This is a genomic window from Streptomyces sp. NPDC058284, from assembly GCF_042881135.1.
GTDB lineage: Bacteria > Actinomycetota > Actinomycetes > Streptomycetales > Streptomycetaceae > Streptomyces.
The window spans coordinates 20,464-36,459 of sequence record NZ_JBHVYE010000038.1 but is presented as its reverse complement, the minus strand read 5'-3'; the positions used below and the strand labels follow the sequence as shown (position 1 = coordinate 36,459).

Below are 15,996 nucleotides of genomic sequence, written 5' to 3'. Positions count from 1 at the left end.
ACTTGTGACCGGGGTGATGCACGCGGCACACCGCCGGGCTCACCTGCGTACGAACGTGTCCACCGCCGCGTCGAAGTACCGCCGCGCCTGCGCCGCCTCCCCGACAGGCGCCGACACCCACACGTCGAACATCCGGCCGCCCTCCTCCCAGCACAGGTCGAAGGTGTGCCGGTCGCCCTCCGCCGCGGTGAAGCCGTCCCAGGTGAACTCCCACAGCGCGGCCGGCCTGCCGTTGCGCGTGGTCTCCGTGATCCTGCCGCCGCGGTAGCCGGGGTTGTTCCGCGGCCCCGCGGCGTCGGCGCGGCGCTGTGCGGCGAGTGGGCCGCCGGGCTCGCGGCCCGTCTCCTTGATGCCGATGCGGTACGTGCCGTCGGGCGAGACGTAGAAGACGCGGGGGCCGTCGACCTCGCGCCGGAAGCCTTGGGGGACGGCCAGCGCAAAGCCCCTGGGGTCGTTCGCGATGCGGTAGCCCTTGGGCGCCTGGGGCGAGGACGGTCGCGCCGACGGGGACGTGACGGTGACCGTGGGTGTCGGCACACCGTGGGGCGTGGCGGAAGACGCGGCGGGCGGTGTGCCGTTGGCGTCATCTTCCCTGCTCAGCAGCAGCGCGGCGCTGACACCGGCGCCCGCGACGGCGGCCACGAGCGCGGCGGCGATCAGGACGATCCGGCCGTGCCCGCCGTACGGCTTCGCGGGCGCCGCCGTCGGCAGAGCCGCGGGCAGGGCCACCGGGATGTCCCGCTGGGTCGGCGGGTGCCCGCCCCGCCCCGGCCACCCCGGAAGCCCGTGCAGCCCCGGCCGCCCCGGCCGTCCGGCCCCCGGTCTCTCCCGCGCCACCGCGGGCATCCGCCCCGTCTCGACGTACGCCCGCAGCAGTTCCTCCGCCTCGCTCGCGTCGAGGCGGCGCTCCGGGTCGCGCTCCAGGAGGCCGAGCACCACGGGCAGCAGCGGCGCGGCGGCCGCGGGCGGCCGTATCTCGTCGTAGACGACCGCGTGCAGGACCCCGCCGATCGAGTCGCGGCGGAACGGCGACTCACCGGCAAGCGCGGTGGCCAGGAGCGCGCCGAGCGACCACAGGTCGGACTCGGGCCCCGTCCGCTCCCCCGCCATCCGCTCGGGCGCGGTGAACTCGGGCGAGCCGACGAACGAGCCGACCTCCGTGAGCGTCGTCGCCCCGGTCAGCTGCGCGATCCCGAAGTCGGTGAGCACGACACGGCCGGTCGCCCGCTCCAGGAGTACGTTGGCGGGCTTGAGGTCGCGGTGCAGGATGCCCGCCTCGTGCGCGGTGCCCAGGGCGCCGAGCAGGTCGATGCCCATCCGGGCGACGGTGAGCGCGTCCAGCGGGCCGCTCCGCGCGATCCGCCCGGCCAGCGAGCCGCCCTCGATCAATTCCATGACGATGTACGGCTGTTCGCCCTGCACGACGACGTCGTGGACGACGATGACATGCGGATGCCGCAGCTGCGCCACCGCCCGCGCCTCGCGCAGGGTCCGCTCGCGCCGGCCCTCCGCCTCGGCGTCGGAGAGCGTCTCGTCGCGCGCAAGCTCCTTGACCGCGACCTGGCGTGCCAGGAGCAGATCGGTGGCGCGCCACACGACCCCCATGCCGCCCCGGCCGAGCGGCGACTCCAGGCGGTAACGTCCCGCGATCACACGGGCGTCGTCCCCACCGGCGCCCGCCCCGCCGGCGTGGTCTCCCAGGCTCCCCATGCGGCCATCATGCCCCACACGTGCGCGAACGGTACGGGTCCGAGCGATCGGCGGGGCCGGTTCCGGCCGCTGCCATCAGGCACCTCAGAGGTGGGCGTACGTGCTCAGGGCTCACGCCACCCGAGGACCATCGCGTCGAACTGCTCCCGCGTGGCCGCCCAGTTCGCGGCCGGAGCCGACATGTAGAGCACGTACTCGACGCCGTCACGGCTGACATAGGACTGCGAGATGGCGCGGCGTGGCCCCGCCGTGGTGTCGTTGGCGCCCGCCTTCCAGCTGAACTCCCAGAGGGCGCCGTGCTGGTCGCGGAACGTGTTGGAGTTCATTTCCAGCCGCCGGTACCCGGGGAGCTTCACCCGCAGGTTCTTCTCCAGCGCCACCTGGTGCGCGTACGGGCTCTCGGACTGCGGGTTCTTGTCGACAGCGATGCGCAGGAAGCGGCGGCCCCCGTCGGGCGTGTAGTCGATCTGGTTGCCGTTCGCCTCGCGCTTCCAGTTCCTGGGCAGCCTGAGGCTGAAGCCCTCGGGGTCCTTCACCCGCTGCCAGTCGTCGGGGATGCCGCCCACCACCCTGGCCGGCCCCTCGCTCGCGCCCGAGCCCCGGTCCTTCGTACCGGCGTCGGCGAAGCGCAGGTAGCCGAGCACACCGCCGCCGCCGAGCAGCGCGGCCACGACGGCGAGGGCGGCGATCGCGGGCCAGCGTCGGCGGCGGCGCGGGTGCGCGGCTCCCTGGTGGGCGAGGGTGTGGAGATCGCCGCCGCCGCTGCCGGGGACCGGGGTGGGGTCGTAGCCGTGGGGCGTGGGGGCCTGGGGGTGCGTGGCGTGCGTGTACGGGGAGGGGGCGTGGGTGGGCGTGTGAGGTTCGGAGGGTGCTTGATGCGCGTGCCCTTGCGCGACCGTGTACGGGCCGGTGGTGGGCTGGGGGCCGTTGGCGGACTGTGTGCCGTTGGCGGGCTGCGGGCCTTCGGCCGGGTGCGCCTGCGTCGGGACGTACGCGTGCGCCTGCTGCGGAGGCCTGCCCTCCGCGGCCTGGGCCAGCATCAGCTCGGCCTCCTCGGCGCTCGGCCGGGCCTGCGGGTCCTTGTGCAGCAGCGCGCCGATGACCGGCCCGAGGACACCCGCGTACCGCGGCGGCGCAGGTTCCTCCGTCACCACGGCCTGCATCGTGCCGAGCGGTGACGTGCGCCGGAAGGGCGAGTGCCCCTCGACCGCCGTGTACAGCGTGGCGCCGAGCGCCCACAGGTCGGAGGCGGGGCCGGGGTTGCCGCCGCTGACCCGCTCGGGCGCCAGGTAGTCCACGGAGCCGACGACTTCACCGGTCCGCGTGATCGTCGAGTCCCCCTCGATCGCGGCGATCCCGAAGTCGGTGAGCAGGATGCGCCGGTCGTCGGAGAGCAGGACGTTGCCGGGCTTGACGTCACGGTGCAGGACTCCGGCGGCGTGCGCGGCGCGCAGGGCCTTGAGGGTCCACAAGCCGATGCGGGCGGCCTCCGTGGGCTCGACGCGGCCGTCGTCCTTGACGGCGTCGGCCAGCGAGCGGCCCTCGACGAGTTCCATCACGATCCAGGGCCGGTCGTCGTACTGGATGACGTCGTGGACGGTGACGACGGCGGGGTGGTTGATGCGGGCGGCGGCGCGAGCCTCCGTCTGCGTACGTGTGAAGAGGACGGCGCGGTCGGCCTCCTGCACGAACTGGGCGGCCGTCAGCTCCTTGACGGCGACGGCCCGGTGCAGCACCTCGTCCTGCGCGCGCCACACCCGTCCCATGCCACCGCGCCCGATGGATTCAGCGAGTCGGTAGCGGCCCGCGAGGAGCTGGCCCTGCATCTGATTCACGTTCCCCCGCAATGGTCTGGTCCCGCCCAGGTTAAGGAGCGGGCGGCGTGCAGGGAACCACAGGGGGGCTTAGGAGACCGCACTGTGACGCATGCCGTGCATGTCCAAAGTGCCGGAATCGGCTCAGTCCGTGACCCGATAAGTGGCCGAGGCCTGCTCGTAGAGCCGCGTCACCTCGTCCCGTTCGGCCTCGGGCCCGCGCACCTGCACCACGTGGTACTTCCCGCCGACGGCCATCGCGAGATTGCGTACGAAGACCTCGCGGCCCGCGCCGTCCTGCCAGGTGAACTGGCCTTCCGCCATGGTCCGTCCGCCGACGTCGATGCGCCGCATACCGCTGGAGGTCGCCCAGGAGGAGTCGCGGAACGGCTGCAACTCGCGCTCGTGCTCGCGCTGGTACTTCATGGGGTCGCTGCCGTACCCGTCGGTGGTGTCGCGGCCGGGGACCAGGAGCAGCTCGAAATCGCCGTGTGTGTACCGGACCTGGCCCCGGCCGTTCTTGGGCTGCCGGTCCCAGCCGCTCGCGACGGCGACGTGGAAGCCTTCGGGGTCCTTGCGCAGGGTGAAGCCTCGCGGGAGTTCGGGCGCGCCGGTCTGCGGCTCCTGCGAACTGGGGTTCTTGCCGTTCTTGCCCTTGCCCTTGTCGTTCTCCTTGTCGTTCTCCTTGTTCTTGTTCTTGGAGCTGCCCTCGTTCCCGCCGGGGCCGGTGCCTGTCCCGTTGCTCGCGTCCGGCGCCGAACTGACCTCGCCCGCAGCCCCCGTACGGTCGCCCGAAGCATGGTCACCGCTCTTGGGCATGAACACCATGGCGTACACGACGGCCGCCGCGAGTCCCAGGAGGATGGCGATCAGCAGCAGCTTCCCCAGCGAACGGGGGCGGCCCGGGGCGCGCGGCTCGCGGGGCAGCTCCGGCTCGTGGGACAGCCGGGGTTCCTCCACCGTCCCGGTCTCCCTCGGCGCCTGCGGAGGGAGCAGCCCCTTGCCGCCTGCGCCCTTGGCGCCCCTGCCCTTCCCGCTTCGGGCCTTCCCGCGCTTGTGGCGTCCGTGTGCCCCCGGCCCGCTCCCCGCGGCACCTGCCACCACGCCCCCGCGCCGCCTGCGGACGACCTCGCCCCGTCGGCGTACGACAGGCAGCCTTCCCGCGTCGTACGCCGGGACCGGTACGACATGCGCACCGGCTTCCGGCTCGGGCGCGGAGCGCACGAGGGAGCGCAGCCAGCCGCTCAGCTCCTCGAAGTCGAGCCGGTCCGTCGGGTCCTGACGCAGCAACGACTCGACGACCGGCCGCAACGGCCCGCACTCCTCGGCGAAGGCGGGCGGCTCGGCGCACACGAGCTGGACGAGTTCGGCCGTGCTGTCCTCCGGATACGGGGCATGGCCCTGCACGGCACGAAACAGCAGCGCGCCCAGGGCCCACAGGTCGGTGGCGGGGCCGATCGGTGCGGCCAGCTGCCAGTTCTCGTGCACGGGCCCTGCCTGCTCGGGCGCCCACCGCTCAGTGACGGCGCCAACGACGACCATGCGCGCGTGGCGGGCGCGCTCGGCGGCGAGAGCGGTGGTGGGGCCGCGGACGGCCCCTTCGGCGGGACCTTCGTCCCAGGCCCCGCGCCCGTTCCCCGGCCCGCTCTCCGGCCCATTCCCCGGCTGGCTCTCCGGCCCGTCCTGGTGCGCGTGCTCGTTTTCGTGCGTGGGTTCGTTCCGGTGCGTGGGCTCGTTCTCGTACGTGTGCCCGTACGCGCTCCGTGCGGCCGGGACGCCGCCCCTCGGCACAGCACCGTGCCAGGGCCTCGTCTCCGCCACGCCGTAGGGGTCCGGGATCCGCCCGGCCGCCGCCTCGCTCTCCCCGGTCACCCGCGCGGCCGCACGCGTCCCCGCGCGGTACGCCGCGACGGCGCCGGTGGCCCCGGCCCGCGCGTCCCGCCCGGCGGACTCCGGCGCGGGATCGAGAGACATGTCCCCGGCGTCGTCACGGGACTCACCCCACGCACGGGACGCACGGGACGCACGGGGCGCACCGGACGCACCGGACGCACCGGACACACGTGATGCGCGGGCTACACCAGCGGCCCCAGGAACCCCAGAGGCCCCAGGGACCCCAGGGGCCCCGGAAGCCTCAGCGACCCCCGTCTCCCCGTACCCCGACACATTCCCGACCGACCCCGCCGAGCCTGCCGCCTCCCCTGCCTCCACCGGCCGCGGGTCGTACCCGCAGAGCGCCTCCTCGGCCGCCCCGGCCGCCAGACCCGTCAGCATGACCCGGCCGTCGTCGCAGATCAGCACCGTCCGCGCGGTGATGTTCCGGTGCACCCAGCCGTACGCGTGCAGCACCCGCAGCGCCGCGAGGACGTCCGCCGCGACCTCGGCCGCCCGGTACGGACTCAGCGGTCGGTCCGCGAGGAGCGCCGCGAGGGGCCGCGCCGCCACCAACTCGCTGACTATCCACAGCGAGCCGCCCTCCGCGAACACGTCGAAGACCTGGTCGAGGCGCGGGTGGTCCGGTATCTGCGCGGCCGTCTGCGCCGCCTCGATCGCGCGCCGCACCGCCGGGTCCGTGGGCCTGCGCGTCGTGCGCGACGCGGCCCTGCGCACTCCGGTACCGCCCGTCCTCGCCCGCGGCACGAAACCCTCGGGCAGGTCGTCCACGACCGGCTCGGCCTCGGCAGGACCGCCCTCGCCGACCACCTCGGCCTCGACGATCTCGGGTAACGGCACCTGGCGGACCAGGACTTCCTGCCCGCTGTACGTGTCGAAGGCGCGGGACTCGGCGAACTCGTACTCGTCCGAGGGCGGCAGCGGCAGGCGGTAGCGGTCGGCCAGCACCCGTCCCGCATAGTCGTCCACGTCGCCTCCCGTCCGCCCGGTGGTCAAATCCGTTCGTCTTATGGCTCGTTGCGGCTGCTTACGGTCCGCAAGCACTCACGATACGTGCCGGAGGCGAACCGCAATGAGGGATACCAGATCTCGGGCTAGGACTTCGGCTCGAACGTCCTGGTGAACGTGCGCCATGTGTCGCGCCGCTTCGCGCTTCCCCAGTCATCGGCCTTGGCCGTGTACATCATTCCGTAGCCGAGGCCGTCGTTGACGACGAAGCCACGGTCTATCGACCGGTACTTGGTCCCGCCGTCGACATAGGTGAACTCCCAGTCCGCCGTGTTCCAGCCGCGGAAGCCCACCTTCTCTATGCGGATCCGGTGGTACTGCGACCGGACCATGCCCTTCTCCTGGTTGTTCCAGTCGCGCACCGGGTCGTCCTTGGGCGTGCCCGTCCAGCCGAGCAGCAGCTTCTGCCCGTCGGGCCCGCCGAACCGCGCGCCCGCGGCGCTCGTGGACTGGTACTTCCACCCCTTCGGCAGCCCGATCTTGAAGCCCTGGCTGTGCTTGTACGTCGACTCCGCGCCGTCACCCGGCTTCTTGTCCCCATCGTTCTTGCCCGGGTCGTCCTTCTTGTCCTTGTCCGGGTCGGAACTCGCGTCCTTCGTGGGGTCCTTGGACCGGTCGCCGTCGGTACCCGCGGCGGTTCCCTTGTCCCCGTCCTTCCCGGCGCCCTTGTCCGCTTCCTTGCTCTGGTCGCCGCCCGCGTTCGCCCCGCTGGACGCGGCCTTGTCGCCGCCCTTGTTGTCCTTGCTGCCGGAACCGTCGTCACCGAGCGCGAGGGCGAGCACGGTGCCGAGCACCGCGAGCACGACCACCACGGACAGGATCACCAGCGTCCGCCGCGGCACCACGTCGGTGAGCGACGCCTTGACGGGCGGCCGCGACGACGGGCCCCCCGGACCGGACGGCGATCCCGCGGACGAACCGGTGCGCGACGTCGTGGACGCGGACGTCCCCGCGGCGCGCGCGGCGGCTGCCTTGCGCAGCGACTGCACGGCGCCCTTCAGCCGGTCGGCGGCGACCTCGGCCGTGCGCCCCGCGGCGGCCCCGACGGCGGAGACACCGGAAGCGCCTCCGGCCTTCCCACCGGAAGTACCGGTACTCCCGGAACCACCAGCGCTACCGGCAACGCTCGAATTGCCGGAACCGCCCGAACTGCCGGAACCCACAGCACTACCGGCCCCGGCGGCACCGACAGCCCCACCAGCGGCCCCCGCGGCCCCTGCGGCCTTGGACGGCTTGGTCAGCCTGTCGGTCAGCGGAGTCTTCGGGCCCTTGGGAGCCTTCGAGGCCCACGGAGTCCTCGGCGACTTCTGCGCCTTCGGTGACTTCGACGGCGCGGGCGGGACCGGCGGCAGCGGCACCACCTTGGTGGCCTCCACCGGCTCCGGCTCCCGCTTGATCTCCGGAGAGTGGATCACGTCCATGAGGAGCGCCCGCGCGCCCGCGTCGTCGAGCCGCTGCTCCGGGTCCTTGGCGAGCAGGCCGTAGATGACCTTCTCCAACGGGCCCGCGTTCGTGGGCTGTTCGACGTCCTCGGTCATCACCGCGGTGAGGGTCGCGATGGCCGACCCCTTGTCGTACGGCGGGACGCCCTCCACGGCCGCGTACAGCAGGCCGCCCAGCGACCACATGTCGGCCGCGGGCCCCGGCTTGTGGCCGCGGGCGCGCTCCGGGGAGATGTACGAGGGCGCGCCGACGAGCATGCCGGTGGAGGTGATCGACGGGTCGCCCTCGACCTGGGCGATGCCGAAGTCCGTCAGGACGACCCGGCCGTCCTCGGCGATCAGCACGTTCGACGGCTTCACGTCGCGGTGCAGGATGCCCTCGCGGTGCGCGGACCGCAGCACGTCGAGTACGGCGAGGCCGACCTCGGCCGCCCGGCGCGGCGTGAGCAGTCCGTCCTCACGGATCACCTCGGCGAGCGACTTGCCCTCGACCAGCTCCATCACGATCCACGGGCGGTCGTCCTCGTCGACCACGTCGTAGACGGTGACGGCGCTGGTGTTGCGGATCCGCGCGATCGCCTTCGCCTCGCGCAATGTCCGCGTGATGAGCCGCCGCTTCTCCTCCTCGTCGATGCTCGAGGGGAACCGCAGCTCCTTCACCGCGACCGTACGGCCAAGGGTTTCGTCCTTGGCGCGCCAGACGGTGCCCATGCCGCCGCGGCCGAGCACCTCTCCCAGCCGGTACCGGCCGGCGAGGAGACGTGCGCTCTTGTCCCGACGGGCCTCACCCGTCTGCTCCGCGTCCGACATGCGTCCCCTCTGCTGCTACCGCTGCTACCCGAGCAACCCGCCCTGACAGAGCCTTCATTGTCCCTTACTCAAGGACCGGCCGACGCCCAGGGTCCACAGGCCCCCAAGACATGGTCCGCGGCCCCCCATCACGCCTCTCATGATGGGCCGCGCACGAGGACGGCGCCGCTCGACAGCGTGCCGCCGGGCCGCCCGCGCCGTGCGGATCCGGCCACGGACGCCACTCTTCCGCTGGTCACCGGCCGAAGCAAGGCCTCGGCCCCGGCGCACGGGAGACGTACCGCACGCGGGCCGGCCGGTTGAGCCGACGGGTCGTCACCTTCCAGACCAACATGGACATGCCGACCCATTGGGGAGCGAATCGACTGTGCCGACGGGTGAGTTCCGCCCCCGTGCCCTGGATGGGCGGGGCCCCCGCCCCCCTCGTGACCTAGTTGAGCGGCACGATGTCCGGCGCCCCCAAGCGTGCCGCGTCCGCCGTGAGGTCGTCCGGCTGGCGCTGCGACTCGCGCTCGGCCTCCACCCGCTTCTCGTAGTGCTGCACCTCCCGCTCGATCTGGTCCTTGTCCCAGCCGAGGACGGGCGCCATCAGCTCGGCGCACTCCCTGGCGCTGCGCGTGCCCCGGTCGAACGTCTCGATCGAGATGCGGGTGCGCCGGGTCAGTACGTCGTCGAGGTGGCGGGCGCTCTCGTGCGACGCGGCGTAGACGATCTCGGCCCGGAGGTAGTCGTCGGCTCCGGGCAGGGGCTCGCCGAGCTTCGGGTCCGCGGTGATGAGTTCGAGCACCTCCTCGGCCAACGAGCCGTATCGGTTCAACAGGTGCTCCACTCGCACCACATGCAGGCCCGTCCGCGCGGCGATCCTCGCCCGGGCGTTCCACAGCGCCTTGTACCCTTCGGCGCCGACGAGCGGGATGTCCTCCGTGACGCATTCGGCGACGCGCTGGTCGAGGCCGTGCACCGCCTCGTCGACGGCGTCCTTGGCCATCACGCGGTACGTCGTGTACTTGCCGCCCGCGACGACCACGAGGCCGGGTGCCGGGTGCGCGACCGTGTGCTCGCGGGACAGCTTGCTCGTGGCGTCCGACTCGCCGGCAAGCAGCGGGCGGAGCCCCGCGTACACGCCCTGGACGTCGTCCCGGGAGAGCGGCACCGCGAGGACCGAGTTCACGTGCTCAAGGAGATAGTCGATGTCGGCGCTGGAGGCGGCCGGGTGCGCCTTGTCCAGGTCCCAGTCCGTGTCGGTCGTGCCCACGATCCAGTGCCGGCCCCACGGGATGACGAAGAGGACGCTCTTCTCGGTCCGCAGGATCAGTCCGGTCGACGCGTTGATCCGGTCCTTCGGCACGACCAGATGGATGCCCTTGGACGCCCTGACGTGGAACTGGCCGCGCTCGCCCACCATCGCCTGTGTGTCGTCCGTCCACACGCCGGTCGCGTTCACGATCTGCTTGGCCCGGACCTCGTACTCCCCGCCGCCCTCCACGTCCTGCACGCGGGCGCCGACCACCCGCTCGCCCTCACGCAGGAAGCCGGTGACCTTGGCGCGGTTGGCGACCTTCGCGCCGTACGCCGACGCGGTGCGCACCAGCGTGGCCACATAGCGCGCGTCGTCCATCTGCGCGTCGTAGTACTGCATGGCACCGACCAGGGCGTCCTTCTTCAGACACGGGGCGACGCGCAGGGCGTGGCGGCGCGTCAGGTGGCGGTGCATGGGCAGGCCGCGGCCGTGTCCGCGCGACATCGACATGGCGTCGTAGAGGGCGACGCCGGAGCCCGCGTACAACCTCTCCCAGCCCTTGTGCTGCAAGGGGTAGAGGAACGGCACCGGCTTCACGAGGTGCGGGGCGAGCCGCTCCAGGAGCAGGCCGCGCTCCTTCAGCGCCTCCCGCACGAGGGCGAAGTCGAGCATCTCCAGATAGCGGAGGCCGCCGTGGATCAGCTTGCTGGACCGGCTCGACGTGCCCGAGGCCCAGTCCCGCGCCTCGACAAGGCCGGTGGACAGGCCTCGGGTCACCGCGTCGAGCGCCGTGCCCGCACCGACCACGCCCGCGCCCACCACCAGGACGTCCAGCTCCCGCTCGGCCATTCCCGCAAGTGACTCGGCACGCTCCGCCGGCCCCAGTGTCGCTGTCCTCACCGCTGCCTCCCGTTGAGCTCGGGTGTGGTCGGACTCACATCATGCCCAGATTTCCCCGCCGCCCGCCGATCGTGACCCCCGGCCTGTGGACAACACTCCGGAACCCCACGCAACGCAATACCGCAAATCGGTCATATTTACTCCTAGTCTGACATTGCGCTGCTCCGCCTTGTCCACAGGGCTTGCGCACTCGTCCCACACCGGCTATTGGGAGGACGGCCCACCGCCATGCCCGCAGATCTCGCCGTCATCGGTCTCGGCCACCTCGGCCTGCCCCTCGCCCAGGCCGCCGTCGCACGCGGCATCGCCACCATCGGCTACGACCCCGTCCGCGCCGCCGACCTGGCCGGCGGCCGGCTCCCGTGCGACGGCGCCGAAGGCACCCTCACCGCCGCCGAAGTCCGCCGGATGCTCTCGGGAGGCTTCCGGCCGACCGTCAACCCGGCCGAACTCGGCCGGGTCCGCACCGCTGTCATCTGCGCCCCCACCCCGCCGGCCGCCGACCGCTCACTCGACCTGAGCCAGGTGGCCGAAGCCGCCCGGGCGCTGGCCGCACGGCTGCGCCCGCACACCACGGTGATCCTCGAATCCCCCGCGTACCCGGGGACCACGGAGGAATTCCTCCGCCCGATCCTCGAATCGGGCTCGGGCCTGCGGGCCGGCCGTGACTTCCACCTCGCCTACTCCCCCGGCCGCCTCGACCCCGGCAACCGCACCCACGGCTACGCGGGCACCCCCAAGGTCATCGGCGGCCTCACCCCCGCCTGCACCGAATCGGCCGCCGCCTTCTACGGCCGCCTCACCGACAAGGTCGTCCGCGCGCGGGGCCCGCGCGAGGCCGAGACCGTGCACCTCCTGGAGACCAACTACCGGCACGTGAACATGGCCCTGGTCAATGAGATGGCCGTGCTCTGCCACGACCTGAGCATCGACCTGTGGGACGTCATCCGCTGCGCCGAGACCAAGCCCTTCGGCTTCCAGGCCTTCCGCCCAGGACCCGGCGTCGGTGGCCACGGCGTCCCCCTCGACGTGCCGAACCCCTCCCGCGGCGCCCGCCCCCTGCGCATGGTCGAACTGGCCCAGCAGGTCAACGACCGCATGCCCCAGTACGTCATCCAGCGCTCGGCGACCCTCCTCAACGAACACGGCAAGTCCGCCCGCGGCGCCCGCGTCCTGCTCCTCGGCGTCACCTACAAGCCCGACCTCGCCGACCAGCAGGGCGCGCCCGCGCAGGAGGTGGCCACCCGCCTCATGGAGCTCGGCGCGTCGGTCAGCTACCACGACCCCTACGTGCCCAACTGGAGCATCCTCGGCCGCCCCGTCCCGCGCGCGGACTCGCTCTACGAGGCCGCGGCCGACGCCGACCTCACGATCCTGCTCCAGCACCACCGCACGTACGACCTGCAAGGCCTCGCGGTGAAGGCCCAGCTCCTGCTCGACACCAGGGGCGCGACCCCGGCGGGCGCGGCCCACCGCCTGTGACACGCACAGGAACGCGCAAGAAGGGCCCCGGTACGCATACCGGGGCCCTTCTTACAGAGGCAGGCGATCAGCCTTGCAGAGGCAGACGATCAGCGCTTGTGCTGCGAGTCCGCGACCGTCACCTCGACGCGCTGGAACTCCTTGAGCTCGCTGTAGCCCGTGGTGGCCATCGCACGGCGCAGCGCCCCGAAGAAGTTCATCGAGCCGTCCGGGATGTGCGAGGGGCCCGTGAGGATCTCCTCGGTCGTGCCGACCGTGCCGAGGTCCACCTTCTTGCCGCGCGGCACGTCCTCGTGGACGGCCTCCATGCCCCAGTGGTGGCCCTTGCCGGGCGCGTCCGTGGCGCGGGCCAGCGGGGAGCCCACCATCACGGAGTCGGCGCCGCACGCGATGGCCTTGGGCAGGTCGCCGGACCAGCCCACGCCGCCGTCGGCGATGACGTGGACGTACCGGCCGCCGGACTCGTCCATGTAGTCACGGCGGGCGGCGGCGACGTCGGCGACGGCGGTGGCCATCGGCACCTGGATGCCGAGGACGTTGCGCGTGGTGTGCGCGGCGCCGCCGCCGAAGCCGACCAGGACGCCCGCGGCGCCGGTGCGCATCAGGTGCAGGGCCGCGGTGTACGTGGCGCAGCCGCCGACGATGACCGGGACGTCGAGCTCGTAGATGAACTGCTTCAGGTTCAGCGGCTCGGCGGCTCCGGAGACGTGCTCGGCGGAGACGGTGGTGCCGCGGATCACGAAGATGTCGACGCCCGCGTCCACGACGGCCTTGGAGAACTCGGCGGTGCGCTGCGGCGAGAGCGCGGCGGCGGTGACCACGCCCGCGTCGCGCACCTCCTTGATGCGCTGCCCGATCAGGTCGGCCTTGATCGGGGCCGCGTAGATCTCCTGGAGGCGGCGGGTCGCGGTCTCCGCGTCCAGCTCGGCGATCTCGTCGAGCAGCGGCTGCGGGTCCTCGTACCGCGTCCAGAGGCCTTCGAGGTTCAGGACGCCGAGGCCGCCCAGCTCACCGATGCGGATGGCGGTCTGCGGGGAGACCACCGAGTCCATGGGAGCGGCCAGGAAGGGCAGCTCGAAGCGGTAGGCATCGATCTGCCACGCGATCGAGACCTCCTTCGGGTCGCGGGTGCGCCGGCTCGGTACGACGGCGATGTCGTCGAAGGCGTACGCGCGGCGGCCGCGCTTGCCGCGCCCGATCTCGATCTCAGTCACGTTGTGGGGCCTTTCCCTCTTGGTCTGCCTGTCCAGTATCCCCGACACACACGGAAGGGGCGGCCCCGGTCGTCCGGGGCCGCCCCTGCACGCACGCGTGCGGGTGCCGGCGGCTACTTGCGGCTGTAGTTCGGTGCCTCGACCGTCATCTGGATGTCGTGCGGGTGGCTCTCCTTGAGGCCCGCGGACGTGATGCGGACGAAGCGGCCCTTGCGCTCCATCTCCGCCACGCTCGCCGCGCCCACGTAGCCCATGGTCTGGCGCAGGCCGCCGACGAGCTGGTGCAGGACGTTGGCCAGCGGGCCGCGGTAGGGCACCTGGCCCTCGATGCCCTCCGGCACGAGCTTGTCGTCGGAGGAGACCTCCGCCTGGAAGTACCGGTCCTTGGAGTACGAGCGGCCCTGGCCGCGCGACTGCATGGCGCCGAGCGAACCCATGCCGCGGTACGACTTGAACTGCTTGCCGTTGATGAACATCAGCTCACCCGGCGACTCCTCGCAGCCCGCGAGCAGCGAACCGAGCATCACGGTGTCGGCGCCTGCGGCGAGCGCCTTGCCGATGTCGCCGGAGTACTGCAGACCGCCGTCGCCGATGACCGGGACACCGGCCGCGCGGGCCGCGACGCCCGCTTCGTAGATCGCGGTGACCTGCGGGACGCCGATACCGGCGACCACGCGCGTGGTGCAGATCGAGCCCGGGCCCACGCCGACCTTGACGCCGTCGACACCGGCGTCGATGAGCGCCTGCGCGCCGTCACGCGTCGCGACGTTGCCGCCGATGACGTCGACGCCGACGCTCGACTTGATCTTCGACATCCAGCTCAGGGCGTTGCTGTTGTGGCCGTGCGAGGTGTCGACGATGAGGAAGTCGACCCCGGCCCCGGCCAGCGCCTGCGCGCGCTCCAGCGCTTCGGGGCTCGCGCCCACGGCGGCACCGACGAGCAGCCGGCCCTCGGCGTCCTTCGCGGCGTTCGGGTACTGCTCGGCCTTCTTGAAGTCCTTGACGGTGATGAGGCCCTTGAGCACACCGGCGTCGTCGACCAGCGGGAGCTTCTCGATCTTGTGGCGGCGCAGCAGCTCCATGGCGTCGACGCCGCTGATGCCGACCTTGCCGGTCACGAGCGGCATCGGCGTCATGACCTCGCGGACCTGACGGCTGCGGTCGTTCTCGAAGGCCATGTCGCGGTTGGTGACGATGCCGAGCAGCTTGCCCGCCGCGTCGGTCACCGGCACACCGCTGATGCGGAACTTGGCGCACAGCGCGTCGGCCTCGGCGAGGGTCGCGTCGGGGTGCACGGTGATCGGGTCGGTGACCATGCCGGACTCGGAGCGCTTCACGAGGTCGACCTGGTTGACCTGGTCCGCGATGGACAGGTTGCGGTGCAGCACGCCGACGCCGCCCTGGCGGGCCATGGCGATCGCCATCCGGGCCTCGGTGACCTTGTCCATCGCCGCGGAGAGCAGCGGGATGTTCACCCGTACGTTCCTGGAGATGCGGGACGAGGTGTCGACCGCGTTCGGCAGCACTTCCGACGCGCCCGGCAGCAGCAGCACGTCGTCGTAGGTCAGCCCGAGTGTCGCGAACTTCTCGGGCACTCCGTCGACGTTTGCAGTCATGACACCTTCCCCAAATGGCCTTGATCGGTGCGGATGTCCATGCTAACGGCCGTGAAGGGTGTCTCATTCCACGAGCAAGATCATCGGACAGCTTTGTACGTTCACACGTACGCCGACGGCGGACTCCCCGCCGTCGTGCCACGCGCATGCCACGCGCGCGGGGCGCTACTGCTCGGCGAGCGCCCTCAGGCGGCTCAGTGCCCGGTGCTGCGCCACCCGCACGGCGCCCGGCGACATCCCCAGCATCTGCCCCGTCTCCTCGGCCGTCAGCCCGACGGCGATGCGCAGGAGCAACAGCTCGCGCTGGTTGTCCGGGAGGTTGGCGAGGAGCTTCTTGGCCCACTCGGCGTCGCTGCTGAGCAGCGCGCGCTCCTCGGGACCGAGTGAGTCGTCGGGCCGCTCGGGCATCTCGTCGGAGGGCACGGCGGTGGAACCGGGGTGCCGCATCGCCGCCCGCTGCAGATCGGCCACCTTGTGGGCCGCGATCGCGAAGACGAAGGCCTCGAAGGGGCGGCCGGTGTCCTTGTAGCGCGGCAGCGCGAGGAGGACGGCGACGCAGACCTCCTGCGCCAGGTCCTCCACGAAGTGCCGTGCGTCACCCGGCAGCCGGGAGAGACGGGTGCGGCAGTAGCGCAGCGCCAGGGGGTGCACGTGTGCGAGAAGGTCGTGCGTGGCCTGTTCGTCGCCCTCGACCGCGCGAAGGACGAGGGCACCGATCACCGTCGTCTTGTCATCGCGCATCGGTCCATGGTGCCTTGACGGCGAAGAATCCGTGGCACCGCGTCCGTAGTTGTGCACTGAAGCGTTATGAGCAGGTGCGCCGGAACTCATCTCCTGCGCCCTCCCCTCCCGCTCGATCGACTCGTC

9 protein-coding genes are annotated in these 15,996 nt (G+C 72.2%); 1 reads left to right on the top strand and 8 read right to left on the bottom strand.

From position 1 onward, the window contains the following. Positions 1 to 39: 39 nt before the first annotated feature. From ACFVYR_RS34430 to ACFVYR_RS34410, 5 genes are all read right to left on the bottom strand, one after another. Positions 40 to 1,710 (bottom strand): serine/threonine-protein kinase, encoded by a 1,671-nt coding sequence (locus tag ACFVYR_RS34430; protein ID WP_384250325.1) that lies wholly within the window; start codon positions 1,708 to 1,710, stop codon positions 40 to 42. A gap of 104 nt (positions 1,711 to 1,814) precedes the next feature. Then, complete coding sequence (locus ACFVYR_RS34425; RefSeq protein WP_384250327.1) at positions 1,815 to 3,536, bottom strand: protein kinase; 1,722 nt, start codon at positions 3,534 to 3,536, stop codon at positions 1,815 to 1,817. Positions 3,537 to 3,668: 132 nt separating this feature from the next. Then, the gene (locus tag ACFVYR_RS34420) at positions 3,669 to 6,386 is read right to left on the bottom strand and encodes a protein kinase (protein ID WP_384250330.1); all 2,718 of its coding nucleotides are present in this window, start codon (positions 6,384 to 6,386) and stop codon (positions 3,669 to 3,671) included. Between the two features lie 125 nt (positions 6,387 to 6,511). Then, a complete protein-coding gene (locus ACFVYR_RS34415) occupies positions 6,512 to 8,677 on the bottom strand; it encodes a serine/threonine-protein kinase (RefSeq protein ID WP_384250332.1) in 2,166 nt (721 codons plus the stop codon). A 430-nt stretch (positions 8,678 to 9,107) separates the two neighbouring features. Then, positions 9,108 to 10,817 (bottom strand): glycerol-3-phosphate dehydrogenase/oxidase, encoded by a 1,710-nt coding sequence (locus ACFVYR_RS34410; RefSeq protein ID WP_384250335.1) that lies wholly within the window; start codon positions 10,815 to 10,817, stop codon positions 9,108 to 9,110. Between the two features lie 228 nt (positions 10,818 to 11,045). Here ACFVYR_RS34410 and ACFVYR_RS34405 point away from each other — a divergent pair, with 228 nt between their 5' ends. Next, positions 11,046 to 12,299, top strand: coding sequence for a nucleotide sugar dehydrogenase (locus ACFVYR_RS34405; protein WP_384250338.1), 1,254 nt, complete (start codon positions 11,046 to 11,048; stop codon positions 12,297 to 12,299). An 89-nt stretch (positions 12,300 to 12,388) separates the two neighbouring features. On the opposite strand, the gene ACFVYR_RS34400 is transcribed toward ACFVYR_RS34405, so the two are convergent. The 3 genes from ACFVYR_RS34400 to ACFVYR_RS34390 all read right to left on the bottom strand — a co-directional run bounded on the left by ACFVYR_RS34400 (position 12,389) and on the right by ACFVYR_RS34390 (position 15,870). Continuing rightward, entirely contained in the window at positions 12,389 to 13,513 is a 1,125-nt protein-coding gene (locus tag ACFVYR_RS34400) for a GuaB3 family IMP dehydrogenase-related protein (RefSeq protein WP_150171160.1), read from the bottom strand. A 113-nt stretch (positions 13,514 to 13,626) separates the two neighbouring features. Then, positions 13,627 to 15,129, bottom strand: coding sequence for an IMP dehydrogenase (gene guaB, locus ACFVYR_RS34395; RefSeq protein ID WP_384250342.1), 1,503 nt, complete (start codon positions 15,127 to 15,129; stop codon positions 13,627 to 13,629). A gap of 165 nt (positions 15,130 to 15,294) precedes the next feature. Further along, positions 15,295 to 15,870 (bottom strand): sigma-70 family RNA polymerase sigma factor, encoded by a 576-nt coding sequence (locus ACFVYR_RS34390; protein ID WP_055563244.1) that lies wholly within the window; start codon positions 15,868 to 15,870, stop codon positions 15,295 to 15,297. Between the last annotated feature and the right edge of the window lie 126 nt (positions 15,871 to 15,996).

What these genes read in the sequence shown, in the direction of transcription:
- ACFVYR_RS34405 (WP_384250338.1), top strand. Translation starts at nt 11,046, where the DNA reads ATGCCCGCAGATCTCGCCGTCATCGGTCTCGGCCACCTCGGCCTGCCC.
- guaB (WP_384250342.1), bottom strand. Translation starts at nt 15,129, where the DNA reads ATGACTGCAAACGTCGACGGAGTGCCCGAGAAGTTCGCGACACTCGGG.
- ACFVYR_RS34415 (WP_384250332.1), bottom strand. Translation starts at nt 8,677, where the DNA reads ATGTCGGACGCGGAGCAGACGGGTGAGGCCCGTCGGGACAAGAGCGCA.
- ACFVYR_RS34390 (WP_055563244.1), bottom strand. Translation starts at nt 15,870, where the DNA reads ATGCGCGATGACAAGACGACGGTGATCGGTGCCCTCGTCCTTCGCGCG.
- ACFVYR_RS34425 (WP_384250327.1), bottom strand. Translation starts at nt 3,536, where the DNA reads ATGCAGGGCCAGCTCCTCGCGGGCCGCTACCGACTCGCTGAATCCATC.
- ACFVYR_RS34430 (WP_384250325.1), bottom strand. Translation starts at nt 1,710, where the DNA reads ATGGGGAGCCTGGGAGACCACGCCGGCGGGGCGGGCGCCGGTGGGGAC.